The sequence below is a fragment of the Hoeflea sp. genome (genome assembly GCF_039975035.1).
Taxonomy (GTDB): Bacteria; Pseudomonadota; Alphaproteobacteria; order Rhizobiales; family Rhizobiaceae; genus Hoeflea.
The window spans coordinates 1-16513 of the sequence record NZ_JBDWHW010000076.1 but is presented as its reverse complement, the minus strand read 5'-3'; the positions used below and the strand labels follow the sequence as shown (position 1 = coordinate 16513).

Genomic DNA, 16513 nt, shown 5'->3' with positions numbered 1-16513 from the left:
GGCGCGAATGTAACGCCACTTTACGCCGTTGCCGGCTCTCGCGCCTAGGACGAATTTTCCCGGTGCGCGATTTGCCGCGCAACGCCAGGCAGCAATCCGTGCCGATATAGGAAACCTGAATCCGGCATTGGGGCTAACCGAGATCCGACAGCAAGGATTCCACCTTCGCCCTGGTCTTCAGGACAGCCGCGTGTTTGACCGGGCCATAACCGCGGATTTCCATCGGGGCGGCAAGAATTTGCGCCCAGACATTGGCGGTAGCTTCTGTGATGTCCCGTTCGCACCTTGCCATCAGCGTCTCGAACCAGCCGATCAACTGGCGTTCCATTTTCCGCTCGGCGCTATGCCCGAAGGGATCAAAAACGGTCCCGCGCAAGCCCTTGATTCGGGCAAGAACGGCAAAAAGCGGCCGGATCACCGGTCCGAACTCCCGTTTCAGCGGGCGGCCGCGCGCGTCGGTTCCGCCTCCGAGCAGCGGTGGGGCAAGGTGAAGCGTGATCCTGAAATCACCCTCGAAGCGGTCGGTGATGCTCTTGAGGAACGCCGGATCGCTGTGCAGCCGTGCCACTTCATATTCATCCTTGTAGGACATCAGTTTGAACAGCGATTTGGCGGCGGCGGATGAAAGCGCGTCCCGGCGCGCGAGCGGCATTTTGCCGGCGAAGCCGGCCATGCGTGCCTTGTAGCGTTCTGCCCAGGCGGCATTTTGGTAGCCCTCAAGAAACTCGGCGCGCCGTGCGACGATTTCTTCAAACGAGGTGGCGATATCAGTTCTTGCAGCAAGATGCGTGGCCAGCGCCGCCGGATCTGCCGCCATCAAGCGGCCGCAGGCAAAGGCCAGCTTGTTGGTGTCGACCGCGACATTGTTGAGCTCGATTGCCCGCATCAACGGCTCCAGCGACACCGGCGCCAGTCCGCGCTGCCAGGCGAAGCCGAGCATCATCACATTGGCGAACACCGCATCGCCAAACAGCGCTTCGGAGGTTGAATTGGCGTCGAACGCGGCCACATGGTCAGCGCCGACGGCGGCTTCGATGGCCGATATGCGACCGCCGATATTGAGGTCAGCGTCGCGTTTGAGCACCAGATCGCCTGTCGGCATCGCAGCAGTGTTAAGTGCGATCGCAGTGCCGTGCCGGTAGGTGCCCGAGGCTTTCGGCGAGGACGAGACAACGATGTCGCAGCCGATCACCGCGTCTGCGCTGCCCGCGTCGATTCGCACCTGATTGATCTGATCCGGATCGCTGCCGATCCGAACGAAACTCAGTACCGCGCCGAATTTCTGCGCGAAGCCGGTGAAATCGAGAATGCTGGCGCCCTTGCCCTCGAGATGCGCCGCCATCGAGATCAACTGGCCGACCGTGACCACGCCGGTGCCGCCAACCCCGGTGACCAGCAGGTTGAATGGTTGATTGAGCGCCGGCAGTGCGGGCAGCGGGACTGTCTTCATCAGTGTGTCGATATCGAAAGCCGCCGGCTTCGGCTTGCGCCGTTCCGCACCCTCAACCGTGACGAAGCTCGGGCAGAAGCCGTTGAGGCAGGACATGTCCTTGTTACAGTTCGACTGGTTGATCTGCCGTTTGCGGCCGAATTCTGTTTCCCTGGGCTCAATGCTCAGGCAGTTGGATTCGGTCGAGCAATCGCCGCAGCCTTCGCAAACCAGCTCGTTGATGAAGGCGAATTTTTTCGGGTCCGGCAACTGGCCGCGCTTGCGCCGGCGGCGTTTTTCGGTGGCGCAGGTCTGCTCGTAAATCAGGATCGAAACACCTTGAACTTCGCGAAGTTCGCGCTGCACGGCGTACATGTCGCCGCGCCCATGAATGGTGATTCCACGCGGGAAATCGGCGGCTGAAAACTTGTCGGGGTCATCGGAGACCAGCGCGATGCGCTCGACACCCTCGGCGCGGCAGATCTGGGCAATCGCCTGGACGCTGACCGGCCCGTCGACCGGTTGGCCGCCGGTCATGGCGACAGCGTCATTGTAAAGGATCTTGTAGGTGATGTTGGCCTGCGCCGCGATCGCCTGGCGAATCGCCATCGAGCCCGAATGATACCAGGTGCCTTCACCGAGATTCTGAAAGATGTGGGTGTTGCCGGTAAACCGCGACGACGCCGCCCAGTTGACACCTTCGCCGCCCATCTGGATCAGTGACGAGGTTTCCCGGTCCATCCAGCTGGCCATGAAATGGCAGCCGATCCCGGCCAGCGCCTTGGAGCCTTCCGGCACCTTGGTCGAGGAGTTGTGCGGGCAGCCGGAGCAGAAATAGGGTGTTCGCGTTGCGCCGGGATCTGACAGGCTGATCAGGGGCACGGCAACGATCTTGGCCGCCCGCGCGCCAAACTCTTCGCCGCCAAACACGCCGTCAAGCCGCGTGGCGATCAGCGGAACCAGTTGTTTGGGCGACAGCTCACCGGTCCACGGGATTAGCCGCCGCCCGGTCTCGTCATGCTTGCCGACCATGCGCTGCGGCTTGTCGCCGGGCCAGTCATAAAAATACTCCTTGAACTGGCTTTCGATGATGCCGCGTTTTTCCTCGATCACCACCACTTCGCGTTTTTCCCGGACAAATCCGAGTGCGTCGCGTCGCGCCAGCGGCCAGACCATGCCGACCTTGTAGATGTCGATGCCGAGCGCCCGGCAGCGCGCTTCGTCAAGGCCCAGGAGCCTGAGCGCTTCCATCAGATCGAGATGCGCCTTGCCGGTGGTCACGAACCCGAACCGCGCGCCATCAATGCCGTAGATCGCCCGGTCGATCGGGTTGGCTCCGGCAAAGGCGAACACCGCGTGCTTCTTGGCCTCCATCCGTTCCTCGATCTGCGGTCCGGGCAGATCCGGCCAGCGGTAGTGCAGGCCGGAGGAGGGCGGCTGGAAATCAGGCGTGGCAAACACCCGGTCGGGCTTCAGTATAAACGAACTCGCACCCTCCACTGTTTCAGAGATCGCCTTGAAGCCGACCCACATGCCCGAATAGCGCGACAGCGCGTAGCCGTATTCGGCGAATTCGAGATATTCGGCCACGCTGGCCGGATTGAGCGTCGGCATGAACCAGGCCATGAACGCCACATCCGACTGGTGCGGCATCGACGAGGAGACGCAGCCATGGTCGTCGCCCGCCACCACCAGCACCCCGCCATGCGGCGATGAACCATAGGCATTGCCGTGCTTGAGCGCGTCGCCGGCCCGATCAACACCGGGTCCCTTGCCGTACCAGAGGCCGAACACCCCGTCGACATGGCGGTTCGGATTGGTCTCCACCTGCTGCGAGCCGAGCACCGCGGTTGCCGCCAGATCCTCGTTGACCGCGGGCAGGAACTCTATCCTGCCTTCCGCCAACCGCGCCTTCTGCCGCCACAACTCCATGTCGAGCCCGCCCAGCGGCGAGCCGCGATAGCCCGACACGAACCCGCCGGTGTTGAGCCCCGCCTCACGGTCACGGCGCGCCTGATCGAACACGGCCCGAACCAGCGCCTGCGTGCCGGTCATGAACACCCGGCCGGATTGCAGCGCATAACGGTCGCTGAGCGCATAATTGGACATGGGGAAGGTGTGAAATGTCATGGGCAGCTCCTCTGCCCGCCATATTAACCCGGACGGACTGGTCAAACTTGCCAGAATGACCGGTTTGCGTCACAACGGTGGTAGATGTTACCAAATTTCATCCGATAAGTGAAAGGAATTCCCAGAATGGCCGAAGAAATCGAAATTCAGCAGGGAGATCGCCAGATTCTCGATGCCCTGCAGGAAGACGGCCGCATCTCCAACCAGGATCTTGCCGGGCGTGCCGCGATGTCGGCATCCGCCTGCTGGCGACGGGTGAAAGTGCTGGAGGAGGGCGGCGTCATCGAGCGCTACACGGCGTTGGTCAACCCCGACGCCGTTGGCCTCTCATTCCATGCCATGGTGCATGTGGTGCTCTCGCGCCATCAGGCCGGCCATGTCGAAAATTTCATTCAGGCCGTGATGACTCGACCGGAAGTCCTCGACTGTTTCGCCACCACCGGCGACGCCGACTATCACTTGCGCGTCCGCTGCCGCGACCTTGGCGCCTACAACGCGTTTCTGGAGGAGTTCATGTTTGCGCTGGAAGGCGTTTCAATGGTCAAGACCAATCTGATCCTGCGGCAATTGAAGCACGAGACGCGGGTGGTGGTATAATCCAATGTCCGAAGCGGGTTACCCCCGCACCACCACCGTGCCCAAGAGCCAGTCGTGCACTGTCTGCTTGCGGTCGAGCACCAGCGTGGCGAGCAGGATGAAGGGCGTCAACACCGCGTTAAGCGCCCAGAACAGCACCCCGTGGACGACGGCGAGCATGAAGTCGACCGGACGACCGTCAAGCCTGACGACGCGGATGTTCATCATTCTCATGCCGGGCGTGGCCTGGTTCGGTCCGCCCATCGACAGGCCGATATAGGGAATGGCGACCAGCAGGAACAGGATCGGATAGAGAAAGAAGCCGAGGCCAAGGGTGAAGATTCCGATGAAGAACACCAGCACCGCCACCGGCACGCACAGAGCCAGCACGATGGCGTAATCGATGAAAAACGCCATGATGCGCCGTGTGCGAACACCGTCATAAAGTGCGATATCATCATACCGACCGGTGGCCTGCTCGGCTGCGCTGTCTGGGAATGGTTGGCTCACGGGGCTCTCCTGTCGTCGGGTCGTGGGCAAATGGCCCGCATCCAATAGATGTAGGAACTCAAACGCCCCGGTTAAAGGCTTTGCCGCCGGTTTTGCCCCGCAAACGCCGTCCGCTCAGCCGCCACCCTTGGCGATCAGTCTGGCTGCTTCCGGCGCAAAATAGGTCAGGATGCCGTCGCAGCCGGCCCGTTTGAAGGCCAGCAGCTTTTCCATCATGATCCGCTCGCCGTCGATATAGCCCGCCGCGTGGCCGGCCTTGATCATCGAATATTCGCCCGACACCTGGTAGGCGAAGGTCGGCAGGCCATAGGTGTCTTTCAGCGCCCGGCAGATATCGAGATAGGGCAGGCCGGGCTTGACCATCAGCATGTCCGCCCCTTCCTCGACATCCAGCCCCGCGTCGCGGACAGCTTCCATGGCGTTGGACGGATCGAGGTAATAGGTGCGCTTGTCGCCCTTCAAAAGCCCCGAGGTGCCGATCGCCTCGCGGTAGGGCCCATAGCAGGCCGAGGCGAATTTGGTCGCATAGGACATGATCGACACATTCTGGTGTCCGGCCGCGTCGAGCGCCAGCCGGATCGCGCCGATGCGGCCGTCCATCATGTCCGAGGGCGAGATGATGTCGGCGCCGGCGTCGGCCTGATGCACCGCCGCCGCAGCGATCTGCCGCACGGTTTCGTCATTGACGATCTCGCCGTCGCGCAAAATGCCGTCATGGCCGTGATCGGTGAACGGGTCGAGCGCCACATCGGTGATGACGCCGATGTCCGGCACAGCCTGCTTGATGGCGCGGGTGGCCTGGTTGATCAGATTGTCCGGATCGAGCGCATGCGAGCCGGTCATGTCGCGCTTTTCCATTTCCACATTGGGGAAGGTGGCAAGCGCGGGAATTCCGAGATCAGCCGCCATCCTGGCTGCTTCCACCGCCTTGTCGACGCTCATCCGGTTGACGCCGGGCATGGCGTCGATGGGTTCGGCAATGTTGGCGCCGGGAACGATGAATATTGGCCAGATCAGGTCATCCACCGTCAACCGGGTTTCGCGAACCAGCCGCCGCGACCAGTCCGCCCCCCTTGTACGGCGCATGCGCCGGTGGGCGGTGATCTCGTCGACATTGATCGAAGCCGCCGCCGCCAGTCCCGCGGCGGTGTTCTTGCCGGTGTCGCTCATCTGTCCGTTTCCTCAGCTTCAGTCGCGCGCAGGCAGCGCGCGCACTCCGCCAGATGGGTTAAACCGCACAGCCCCCCGCGGTCAAGAAGCCGGCGGGCAGGGGCGCGCAATTCGGCTGCGGGCTTGCGTCGTCAGGCGCGGTTTGGGTATGACAGTGCTTTGATGATCGGCGCTTTCTGGCTGCGCCCGGAAAAGGAACCCGCCAATGATGGCGATTTTGCAGATCGGCACTGCACCCGAGGCGGGCACCGGCGCTCTCGAAGCCAGCTTCCGGCTGTTCGTGCGGCTGGTGGCGCTGAGCTGTCTGGTTGCCGGACTGCAATACTGGGGGCGGCTGATCGGCTACTCCGACGGCGGCATGTCCCGGTTTGACCTGCTTCCGACCTATTGGCAGTTTGCCTCCGCGGCACTCGCCGTGCTGCTTCCGGTGGCGGCGGTCGGACTGTGGATGCAGGTGTCCTGGGGACCGGTGATCTGGGTGGTCGCGGCCGGCTCCGAGATCATCATGCACAAGGCATTCCCGCTTTGGTACGGTGAGCGCCCGTTACTGGTCATTGCGCACGCTGTCGTGATCTCGGTTTATATAGGGTTTCGCGTCGCCCTGTTCGTCAAACGACGCCAGGATGCCAAGCTGGTAAGAACTGATTCACTGTGATCAGCGGTGTGCCAAAGGTAACCTCATGTTAAGCTTGCACTTTAAGTAGAATTTTATGCGTATTCGATAGGGTCTGTCTCAAGGCGGGAACAAAAAGCCGCCATAACAAACAGTGAGGCAGTCATCATGTCATATACAAATTCCGCACTTGCATCGGCGCGAAAAACAGCTCCTGCGAACGACTCGTCAGAAGGCTTGCGCGATCTCTATCTTGAATCGCTGCAGCTGGTCGAACGGCTTCATCGCCGTCTGCTCGATGTCATCAAGGATGAGTTCGACCGCGCCAATCGCACCGATATCAATGCCATCCAGGCTCTGCTGCTGTTCAATATCGGCAATTCCGAACTGACCGCCGGAGAATTGCGCAGCCGCGGCTACTATCTCGGCTCCAATGTTTCCTACAATCTCAAGAAGCTGGTTGATCTGGGCTATATCAATCACCAGCGCTCGCGGGTCGACCGGCGTGCAGTGCGCATCAGCCTGACCGAACACGGCACAGAAATCGCCGAAACCGTGGCGGCACTTTATGACCGGCACATCAACTCGATCGCCCAGGTCGGCGGCATTGGCGCCAGCGAGTTCGAGGAACTCAACAAGCTGATGCAGCGCCTTGACCGGTTCTGGAACGATCAGATTCTCTACCGGCTGTAGCACCGGCGGAAATTTCGACCTGACAAAGGCGGCAGGCTTCGGCTCGGCCGCCTTTCTGGTGTCCGCACCGATCAAGGCGGTGTATCCATGCAGTCGTTCAGTCCAGATCAGGCAAAAACGACCAATCAGGGCCGCCCGGAACATAGCTCACGTCGCCGACGTTCTGGAGCAGAACATGAATTAGCCATATTGCCGTGAAAGCGGTTGTGGTAGGGTTATGGCTCGTAGCAAGGAACGGATCCATCAAATCCTGCTCTTGTTGTGCGCTCACACAAAAGTGACGCGGCAGACTTGAAGGACCGCTTTTGGTCCGATTATTTTAACGTTGGTATTGGTATAAAAGCTGACCAACTCAACGTCAGAACAGATTGCATGGTGGAATTCGAATGACAAAGCCGACCGGATTAGACAAAGTTTCCCGCCGTCGCTTCATGGGCCGCGCGGCCGGTATGGCGGCAGCGGCGATGGTGGCCACGCCAGCCTTTGCCCAATCGACCATCGAGGACATTATCAGTTCTCCGCGTCGCGGCGCCTGGGATGATCAATTCGATGCGCAGAGTTCCCGTTCGGTGGCGGAGACGGCGACACGGCATCCGATTGCCAGCGCCGATACCATCGCCTTTGTCGAACGCGCGATTTTTGACTATCAGGATTTGATCGCCCGCGGCGGCTGGCCGGTGGTGCCGGCAACGAAGAAGTTGCGGATGGGTGTGTCCGATCCGGAAGTGCGAATCCTGCGCCAGCGACTGATTGCATCGGGTGATCTGGACCGCAATGCGGGACTTTCCAATGAGTTTGATTCCTATGTCGACGGAGCGGTCAAGAAATTCCAGGCCCGTCACGGCCTGCCGCCAGATGGTGTATTGGGCAGTTACTCCTATCAGGCGCTGAATGTGTCAGCTGATGTCCGCCTCGGGCAACTCGAGACCAATCTGGTGCGATTGCGCTCGATGTCGGGCTTTCTCGGTGACCGTTACGTGATGGTCAATATTCCGGCAGCGCAGATCGAGGCCGTGGAAAATGGCAGCGTGGTGCTGCGTCATACCGCGATTGTCGGCAAGATCGACCGGCAGACCCCGATCCTCAATTCGAAAATTCACGAGATCATTCTCAATCCCTACTGGACTTCGCCGCGCTCGATCATCGAGAAGGACATTGTGCCGTTGATGCGCAAGGATCCGACCTATCTGACGCGCAACAACATTCGTCTGTTTGACGGGCAGGGCAATGAAGTCGCGCCGGAGACAATCGACTGGTATGCCGAAAAGGCTCCCAATCTGATGTTCCGCCAGGACCCGGGCAAGGGCAATGCCATGTCCTCGACCAAGATCAATTTCCACAATCCGCACGCCGTCTATATGCACGATACGCCGCAGCAGGGTGTGTTCAACAAGCTTATGCGGTTTGAATCCTCGGGCTGCGTACGCGTCCAGAACGTGCGTGATCTCAACACCTGGCTGCTCAGGGACACGCCGGGCTGGAATCGTCAGTCCATGGAGGCGACCATCGCCTCACGCGAAAACACGGTCATCGAACTGACCGAGCCGGTTCCGGTATATTTCACCTATTTCACGGCCTGGGCGTCCGAAGATGGCGTCGTGCAGTTCCGCGACGATGTCTATCAGCGCGATGGTGTGGAAGAGCTGGCGTTGCGCTGAGTTCGCTATCCAACACGTTGTCGACCTGACATGAAGCCGCCCGCAAAGGGCGGCTTTGTCGTTTGGCGCGCCGCAATGACGCAATCGCGACTGCGGATATTGCCCTTGCCATGCGACACGGGTAAATAACCGCAGCCGGGTCGACACGCTGCGTTCCGGAATCGCCCGATTGCCGGGGCGTCGTCGAGATCCTGCAGGCGCTTCGTCAGATCTGAGCAATAGCCCGAGCCATACAAGGAACCTGGAACATGTCCAACGCGACTTCTGCAGCCCGCTACGCAGATGCCTTCTTCAATCGGTCTTTGGCCGACTCCGATCCGGAAGTGTTTGGTTCGATCCAGAGCGAACTCGGCCGTCAGCGGCACGAGATCGAACTGATCGCGTCTGAAAACATCGTGTCGCGCGCCGTGCTTGAAGCGCAAGGCTCGGTCATGACCAACAAATATGCCGAGGGCTATCCGGGCAAGCGCTATTATGGCGGCTGCCAATTCGTTGATATCGCCGAAGAACTCGCCATCGAGCGCGCCAAGAAGCTGTTTGGTTGCAATTTCGCCAACGTCCAGCCCAATTCCGGCAGCCAGATGAACCAGGCGGTGTTCCTGGCGTTGCTGCAGCCCGGCGACACCTTCATGGGTCTTGATCTCAATTCGGGCGGTCATCTGACCCACGGTTCGCCGGTCAATATGAGCGGCAAATGGTTCAACGTCGTGTCCTACGGTGTGCGCGAAGATGACCATCTGCTCGACATGGATGCGATTGAAAAGCAGGCTCACGAAACCAAGCCGAAGCTGATCCTGGCCGGCGGCACGGCCTATTCGCGCGTCTGGGACTGGAAGCGGTTCCGCGAAATCGCCGACAGTGTCGGCGCCTGGCTGATGGTCGACATGGCCCATATTGCCGGCCTGGTCGCCGGCGGCGTGCACCCATCGCCGGTGCCGCATGCGCATGTGACCACCACAACCACCCACAAATCGCTCCGCGGCCCGCGCGGCGGCATGATCCTGACCAATGACGAGGCGATGGCCAAGAAGATCAATTCCGCCGTCTTCCCGGGGCTTCAGGGCGGTCCGCTGATGCATGTCATCGCAGCCAAGGCCGTGGCGTTCGGTGAAGCGCTGACGCCGGAATTCAAGACCTATGCCAACAACGTCGCCGACAACGCCAAGACGCTTGCCGCCAGCCTGAAAAGCACCGGCCTTGACATCGTCTCCGGCGGTACCGACAACCATCTGATGCTGGTTGACCTGCGCCCCAAGAACGCCACCGGCAAGAAGGCGGAAGGTGCGCTCGGCCGGGCCAACATCACCTGCAACAAGAACGGAATCCCGTTTGACCCGGAAAAGCCGTTCGTGACGTCCGGTATCCGCCTCGGAACGCCCGCCGGCACCACGCGCGGCTTCGGCGCCGACGAATTCACCGAGATCGGCAATCTGATCGCCGAAGTCCTTGATGGCCTGAAATCGGCCAATTCGGAAGAGGGCAACGCCAAGGTTGAAGCCGCGGTGAAGGCGAAGGTGATCTCTCTCACCGACCGTTTCCCGCTCTACCCGTATCTCGGATAGATCTGATGCGGTGTCCCTATTGTGGTTCTGAAGACAGTCAGGTGAAGGATTCGCGGCCGGCCGAGGATGGCGCCGCGATCCGCCGCCGCCGGGTTTGCCCCGATTGCGGTGGCCGGTTCACCACCTTCGAACGGGTCCAGTTGCGTGACTTGCAGGTGCTCAAGAAAACCGGCCGGAGGGTGCCGTTTGATCGCGACAAGCTGGCGAAATCCTTTCAGATCGCGCTTCGCAAGCGGCCGGTCGACCCCGAGCGCATCGACCGCGCGGTGTCGGGCATAGTCCGCCGCCTGGAAAGTTCGGGCGAGACCGAGATTGCGACAGACGAAATCGGCCTTTTGGTGCTTGAGGCGCTCAAGGCGCTCGATGATGTCGGCTTTGTCCGGTATGCCTCGGTCTACCGCGATTTCACCGGGCCTGAGGATTTTGAGCGGACAATCGCCGAATTGACCGCGCGGATTGCCGGCGACAGTTCCGTCGGGGAGATCTGATGTCATGACGGTGAGCGCGCTTGACCGTCGATATATGGCGGCGGCGATCCGTCTTGCCCGCTGGCATGAAGGGCGCACCGGCTCCAATCCCTCGGTGGCAACACTCATTGTCCGTGAGATCAACGGCGCGCCGGTCATTGTCGGACGCGGCATCACCGCAATCGGCGGACGCCCGCATGCCGAGCCGCAGGCGCTTGCCCAGGCAGGTGAACTGGCGCGCGGCGCAACCGCTTACGTCACACTCGAGCCCTGCGCCCATCACGGGCGCACTCCGCCTTGCGCCGAAGCCCTGGTCGCAGCCGGGGTTTCGCGGGTCGTGGCGGCGGCGACCGATCCTGATGAACGGGTCTCCGGTCGCGGCTACGCGATCTTGCGTGCGGCGGGTATAGAGGTGGAGGAAGGCGTGCTGGCAACAGAGGCGGAGTACGATCTCGCCGGATATCTGACGCGACGGACCAAAAACCGTGTTCACGTCACTCTCAAACTCGCAATCTCCGCCAACGGAAAAATCGGCCGGCGCGACGGCGTCCAGGTTCCGATCACCGGCGAGATCACGCGCCGCCAGGTTCATGCCATGCGTGCCCTGGCGGATGTGATTCTGATCGGCATCGGCACGGCGATCAATGACGATCCGGAATTGACCTGTCGGCTTCCCGGCCTTGAAGACCGCTCTCCGGTGCGCCTGGTGCTCGACACGCAACTCAGATTGCCGGTCGGTTCACGCCTGGTAAAATCGGCCCGCGACGCGCCGTTATGGATCGCCACCGCCGCAGCCCAGTATGACCGGGCGCGCGCCGGACTGGTGGAATGCGGCGTAAAATTCATCGCTTCCGATGCGCATCACGGCCGCCTGGCATTGCCCGAACTGCTCGAGGATCTGGCGGCGCGCGGGCTGTCCACGGTTCTGGTTGAAGGCGGCGCCGAGGTCGCACGGGCCTTTCTCGAAGAGGACCTGGTCGACAGGATCGTGCTGTTGACCGGCGAGGCGGATATCGATGGCGATGCTGTCGACGCACCGCTCACGCCTCTGACCGTGCCGCCGTCTTTCCGACCGGTTCTATCCATGACATACGGTAGCGACCAGATGCATGAATACGAAAGGGTCTGAGACCATGTTTACCGGCATCATCACAGATATCGGCCGGGTCGCCGCAGTGACCGAACGCGATCAGGGCGTCGGGCTGCGCATCGAGACTGCCTGGGATCCCGCCGGCATCGATATCGGCGCGTCCATCGCCTGTTCCGGGGTCTGCCTGACTGTGACGGCTCTTGCCCAGCAGGGCGACAATACGCGCTGGTTCGAGGTCGAAGCCTGGGAGGAGGCGCTGCGGCTCACAACCATCGGCGACTGGACCGTAGGAAGCCCCATCAACCTCGAGCGCTCGCTCAGGATCGGTGACGAACTGGGTGGCCACATGGTCTCCGGGCATGTCGACGGTCAGGCGGAAATCATCGCGATCAAGGACGAGGGCGAAGCCCGTCGGTTTAGGATGCGCGCGCCGGAAGCATTGTCCCGGTTCATCGCGCCGAAGGGCTCGGTGGCGCTTGATGGAACATCGTTGACGGTCAATGCGGTTGATGGCGCCGAGTTCGATGTGCTTCTGATCCGGCATTCACTTGCTGTCACCACATGGGGGGCGCGGGCTGTAGGCGATCATGTCAATCTCGAGGTCGATCAGATGGCGCGCTACGCAGCGCGGCTTGCCGGCTTCAACACTCCTCAAACCTGAAACGCCGGATGCCAGCCGAATGCGTCAGGCCATAAATCGGCGGCCGGGCGGCGCGGCCGAGGCATTCGATCCGGCGGAGATGTCAAATCGCGCCAGCAGATGCAGTCCGAGCACCGCGAAGATATGCATCAGCCAGATCGGATCGTTGCGGGCCAGAAAGAAGGTCTCGAGAAACGACAAAAGACTCATGAAAACGATGATCATGAAAAACATGTCGGCAAGCTTGCGATTGCCGGGAATGCGCCGCGCCCGGGCGTAGTTGAACATCGGGCCGACAAACAGGACCCAGAACAGCACACTGCCGCCGATAACACCGAGATTGAGCAGAATGTCGAGGTAATTGTTGTGGCCGTGAATGATGTAACGGTAATCCCACGCCGCCTCGAATGGTTTTTCGAGCCCGCGCACATTGCCCGTGCTCCAGAAATTGTAGAGACCGTAGCCGAGCCAGGGTTTTTCGGGTATTTTCGACAGGCTGAATTCCCACAATGTGGTCCGGCCGGTATAGGTTTCGTCACCCAGAATATCTAGGATCAGATAGGAAATCCGCGGATGTGACAGCGATCCAATTGTCAGGACATAGGTGCCGGCGATGGCCATCACGGTCAAGAGGATGGCCGCTGCCGAGCGTCCGAAAATGGTCGCTGAAAAGACGATCAGTATGGCCACGGGAAACAGGCCACTGGTGGTTTTCGATCCGGTGTTGACGACGAACAGCGCCCCGGCGGCAAATATGATCAATCCAATGAAGCGTTGACCGGACCGGATCAGGTAAACACCGAAAATAGCGATGACGCACATCACCGGCCCGGCGATGTTCTTGTGACTGAAGTGGCCGCGCCAGAGCCCGGCATGCTGCGGTTCATAAGCGTCATAGCCATGCGTCGCCAGATTGGGAAATGCAATCAGGCCGCCATAGGACAGGGCAAGGGTTGCAAGCGTGGCGGCAATCAGGGCGGTCTGGAAGTCCTTCTCGCCGCGCGGCAGCACCATGACCGAAAACGCGATGAACATTCCGATCACGGTGAGCACCACCGCGCGCAACGCCTGCATCGGCTCGGGCGAGGTGACGACGTTGTAGACGAGCACCATGCCCAGCAACAGGAAACCCGGGGTCAGCAGTCTCACGAGCGCCTGCCGGCTGGCCAGGCACATCACCGACAATGCAAATATCAGTCCCGCCGCCAGGAACCCGTACTGGTTGAGCGCACTGCCTTCATCGACTCCGGCTTCGCTGATCATGCTGGCGCCGACGAATGGGCGCAGCGAAATCAGCATCAATGCCAGGCCAAGTGCCGACAAAATGATAGCCGATCCGCGAATGACACCGGGCGACAAGATGTCCGGACGCGCCAACTGCAGGCCGCTTTGCAGCGGTGCCCATGCCGGATGCCCCGGTTGTCCGGAGAAAGAAGGTGGTACGTGGCGCATGCCATTGCCCGGGCGAGAGGTGTCAGGCTCCGAGCATCGGCAATTATGGTTAATCAACGGTGAAGATCACGGGCATTTCCTTGCCATCGGAAACCGTGCCGGAGACCTGGCGATGTAGCCAAAGCGTCTGCTTCGTCAATCAGGACCGGCGCAAGCGGAAGGCCTGGATCCGTGATCCGGATCGCCATGCGTCAGCAGCGCCTCGGCTCCCTTGGCGCAAAGCCCATAAATCCCGGTCTCGACGCGCTCGAACCAGCCGTAATGATTGTCGGCCATCAACGCCCTGGCTTTCTCGACGCCCGATGCCTTCGCCACCTGCGCTGCCTTGGTCGGGCCAAGCTCGCGAAGCACACGGGCGCAGCGCAAGGCATCCTGCCGGTACGCGGTCATCAGCCCTTGCCGCGTGGCGCCGCCGGCGTTGGGGTCGCCTGTGCGTTTAGCGAATTCCCGCAGCAGCCGCGTTTTCTTGATTGCGGATTTGCGGGGCTTGTAGGGCGCCGGATCCGCATGCACCTCCACCAGCCCGTCCTTGAGCCGCACCGTCATCAAGCCAAGCCCCAACCGCCGGCACAGCGATTTGTTGGCGGCGATCGCTTTCAGGAAGGCTCGCCCGGTTCCGCGCGGCACCGCGATATAAACCGCGTCGGTGATGGCCTGCCGTTCGATGCCCTGGTGAAACAGCGAAAGCGAAAATCCGGTCTTGAGTTCCACCACCACAGGATCATCGCCGTCGCGCACAGCCACGATGTCCGCCGCGCCGATTTCGCCTTTGACCGTGTAGCCCTGGCTTTCAAGCAGGGCTTTGACGGGGAGGTAGAGGTCGGTTTCCTTGGGTTTGGGTGTGCGCATGAATGCCTGTCTAGAGGAGTCGCGGCGCTGCGGAAAGGCACGCAATACGGCATGTGCGGATGCGCGTTGGAACGACGATACTGGTTGCAAACCGCTCGCGAGGGCGGACAAAAGGCCGCTGCCGGGCGGCGGGTGGCCATTTGTGCTTGCCAAGCGGCGGACAAAGTGGTTTGACCCCCGCTCTGATCCGATCCAATTTCCGGTTCCGTTCTGGAACCCTTGACGCGTGGCAAACACGACCCGCAAGAAGGAAAGCCGTCATGGCGAAGACCAAGACCCCGCATCTTCTGATCGTTGAAGCCCGCTTTTACGATGACATGTCCGACGCTCTGCTTGACGGCGCCAAGTCCGCGCTGGACCTTGCCGGAGCAACCTGTGACGTGGTCACCGTGCCCGGCGCGCTGGAAATTCCGCCGGCCATCGCTATTGCGCTCGACGCGATGGATGAGGGTGGAACCGAATATGACGGGTTCGTCGCGCTGGGCGTTGTCATTCGTGGCGAGACATATCATTTCGAAATCGTCTCGAATGAATCCGCGCGTGGGCTGATGACATTGTCCGTGTCCGAATCGCTGGCGCTTGGCAACGGCATCATGACCACCGAGAATGCGGAACAGGCCTGGGAACGGGTCAAGAAGGACAAGCTCGACAAGGGCGGGTTCGCGGCTCGCGCAGCGCTGACAATGATCGCGCTGAAAGATAAGCTGGCGGGTTGATCGTGGACGCTGACAAAAACTCCTCGCCGGCCGCATCGCCGGAAATCAAGGCTGCCAACCAGCGTGGCGCGGCCAGGCTGGCTGCCGTCCAGGCGCTTTACCAAATGGATATCGGCGGTGCCGGTGTGCTTGAGGTTGTCGCGGAATATGAAGCCCTTCGACTCGGCGGCGAGATTGATGGCGAGCAATACCGGCCCGCTGACGCGGCCTGGTTCCGCGCGGTTGTTTCGGGAGTGGTGGAAAACCAGCGGGCGCTTGACCCGGCAATTCGCGCCAGCCTGACCGAGGACTGGCCGCTTTCCAGGCTCGATACAACGCTGCGGGCGATCCTCAGGGCAGGGGCATGGGAACTCTCCTTCAAAAAGGATGTTCCTGTCGCCGTGATCGTCAATGAATATGTCGATGTGGCGCGCGCCTTCTTCGAAAGCGATGAGACCAAGATCGTCAACGCGGTTCTCGACCGGTTGGCGCGCACATATCGCGGTGAGTCAAAACCCGACAAGGATTAACAGGAATGGCGCTTCTCGACAGGGTCGGATTGGCCGGCGCCACCGATGCCGAAAATCTGGCGCGGCGCAATGCGCTGTTACTGTCAGCATCGCAGGCTTTTGGCGGAGCTGCAGCGCCGATCGCCATTTCCATGGGCGGCCTGGCCGGGTTCTATCTGCTTGGCGCCGACAAATCACTCGCAACCGCCCCGGTGACCGGATTCAACCTCGGCGTCGCCGTCGGTGCGCTTCCCGCCGCCTGGTTGATGCGCCAGATCGGACGCAGACATGGCTTCCTGTCCGGCATGGTCATGACCGCACTCGGCGGCATCATTTCCGCGATCGCGCTTTTCCGGCATGAATTCTGGCTGTTTGCCTTCGGAATGGCCTTTATCGGCCTGGGCGGTTCGTTTGTGCAGCAATACCGCTTTGCCGCGGCCGATGGCTCTCCATCCAATTTCAAGGCCCAG

At 61.1% G+C, this 16513-nt stretch carries 16 protein-coding genes; 11 read left to right on the top strand and 5 right to left on the bottom strand.

Annotated features, from left to right (window positions below; translation table 11 throughout):
* Nucleotides 1-133: 133 nt before the first annotated feature.
* Entirely contained in the window at nucleotides 134-3559 is a 3426-nt protein-coding gene (locus ABJN75_RS06470; RefSeq protein WP_348437930.1) for an indolepyruvate ferredoxin oxidoreductase family protein, read from the bottom strand.
* A 126-nt stretch (nucleotides 3560-3685) separates the two neighbouring features.
* Between ABJN75_RS06470 and ABJN75_RS06465 the strand changes: the two genes are divergently transcribed.
* Nucleotides 3686-4156, top strand: a complete 471-nt coding sequence (locus ABJN75_RS06465; RefSeq protein WP_348437928.1) for an Lrp/AsnC family transcriptional regulator — start codon at nucleotides 3686-3688, stop codon at nucleotides 4154-4156.
* A gap of 18 nt (nucleotides 4157-4174) precedes the next feature.
* Here ABJN75_RS06465 and ABJN75_RS06460 read toward each other — a convergent pair whose 3' ends face one another.
* Nucleotides 4175-4645, bottom strand: a complete 471-nt coding sequence (locus ABJN75_RS06460; protein WP_348437926.1) for an RDD family protein — start codon at nucleotides 4643-4645, stop codon at nucleotides 4175-4177.
* Nucleotides 4646-4759: 114 nt separating this feature from the next.
* Entirely contained in the window at nucleotides 4760-5815 is a 1056-nt protein-coding gene (gene hemB, locus ABJN75_RS06455) for a porphobilinogen synthase (RefSeq protein ID WP_348437924.1), read from the bottom strand.
* A gap of 205 nt (nucleotides 5816-6020) precedes the next feature.
* Between hemB and ABJN75_RS06450 the strand changes: the two genes are divergently transcribed.
* From ABJN75_RS06450 to ABJN75_RS06420, 7 genes are all read left to right on the top strand, one after another.
* Nucleotides 6021-6470 carry a DUF6163 family protein gene (locus tag ABJN75_RS06450; RefSeq protein WP_348437923.1) on the top strand — a complete coding sequence of 150 codons (450 nt, stop codon included), beginning with the start codon at nucleotides 6021-6023 and terminating at the stop codon, nucleotides 6468-6470.
* A gap of 126 nt (nucleotides 6471-6596) precedes the next feature.
* Entirely contained in the window at nucleotides 6597-7121 is a 525-nt protein-coding gene (locus tag ABJN75_RS06445; RefSeq protein WP_348437921.1) for a MarR family winged helix-turn-helix transcriptional regulator, read from the top strand.
* Nucleotides 7122-7507: 386 nt separating this feature from the next.
* Complete coding sequence (locus ABJN75_RS06440; RefSeq protein ID WP_348437919.1) at nucleotides 7508-8779, top strand: L,D-transpeptidase family protein; 1272 nt, start codon at nucleotides 7508-7510, stop codon at nucleotides 8777-8779.
* Nucleotides 8780-9027: 248 nt separating this feature from the next.
* Entirely contained in the window at nucleotides 9028-10341 is a 1314-nt protein-coding gene (gene glyA / locus ABJN75_RS06435) for a serine hydroxymethyltransferase (protein WP_348437917.1), read from the top strand.
* Nucleotides 10342-10346: 5 nt separating this feature from the next.
* On the top strand, nucleotides 10347-10829 hold the full coding sequence (gene nrdR / locus ABJN75_RS06430) for a transcriptional regulator NrdR (protein WP_348437915.1): 483 nt from the start codon (nucleotides 10347-10349) through the stop codon (nucleotides 10827-10829).
* A 4-nt stretch (nucleotides 10830-10833) separates the two neighbouring features.
* A complete protein-coding gene (gene ribD / locus ABJN75_RS06425; RefSeq protein WP_348437913.1) occupies nucleotides 10834-11937 on the top strand; it encodes a bifunctional diaminohydroxyphosphoribosylaminopyrimidine deaminase/5-amino-6-(5-phosphoribosylamino)uracil reductase RibD in 1104 nt (367 codons plus the stop codon).
* A gap of 4 nt (nucleotides 11938-11941) precedes the next feature.
* Nucleotides 11942-12559, top strand: coding sequence for a riboflavin synthase (locus tag ABJN75_RS06420; protein WP_348437911.1), 618 nt, complete (start codon nucleotides 11942-11944; stop codon nucleotides 12557-12559).
* Nucleotides 12560-12583: 24 nt separating this feature from the next.
* Here the strand turns inward: ABJN75_RS06420 and ABJN75_RS06415 are convergent, their stop codons facing one another.
* Both ABJN75_RS06415 and ABJN75_RS06410 read right to left on the bottom strand, forming a co-directional pair.
* On the bottom strand, nucleotides 12584-13990 hold the full coding sequence (locus ABJN75_RS06415; RefSeq protein ID WP_348437909.1) for an O-antigen ligase: 1407 nt from the start codon (nucleotides 13988-13990) through the stop codon (nucleotides 12584-12586).
* A gap of 135 nt (nucleotides 13991-14125) precedes the next feature.
* Complete coding sequence (locus ABJN75_RS06410; protein WP_348437907.1) at nucleotides 14126-14839, bottom strand: DUF2161 family putative PD-(D/E)XK-type phosphodiesterase; 714 nt, start codon at nucleotides 14837-14839, stop codon at nucleotides 14126-14128.
* 260 nt (nucleotides 14840-15099) lie between these two features.
* Here ABJN75_RS06410 and ribH point away from each other — a divergent pair, with 260 nt between their 5' ends.
* The 3 genes from ribH to ABJN75_RS06395 all read left to right on the top strand — a co-directional run.
* Nucleotides 15100-15555 carry a 6,7-dimethyl-8-ribityllumazine synthase gene (gene ribH / locus ABJN75_RS06405; protein WP_348437905.1) on the top strand — a complete coding sequence of 152 codons (456 nt, stop codon included), beginning with the start codon at nucleotides 15100-15102 and terminating at the stop codon, nucleotides 15553-15555.
* On the top strand, nucleotides 15555-16064 hold the full coding sequence (nusB, locus tag ABJN75_RS06400) for a transcription antitermination factor NusB (RefSeq protein WP_348437958.1): 510 nt from the start codon (nucleotides 15555-15557) through the stop codon (nucleotides 16062-16064). The genes ribH and nusB overlap by 1 nt, the downstream gene beginning before the upstream one ends.
* A gap of 5 nt (nucleotides 16065-16069) precedes the next feature.
* Nucleotides 16070-16513: MFS transporter (locus ABJN75_RS06395; protein ID WP_348437903.1), on the top strand; the 444-nt coding region annotated here is incomplete at its 3' end.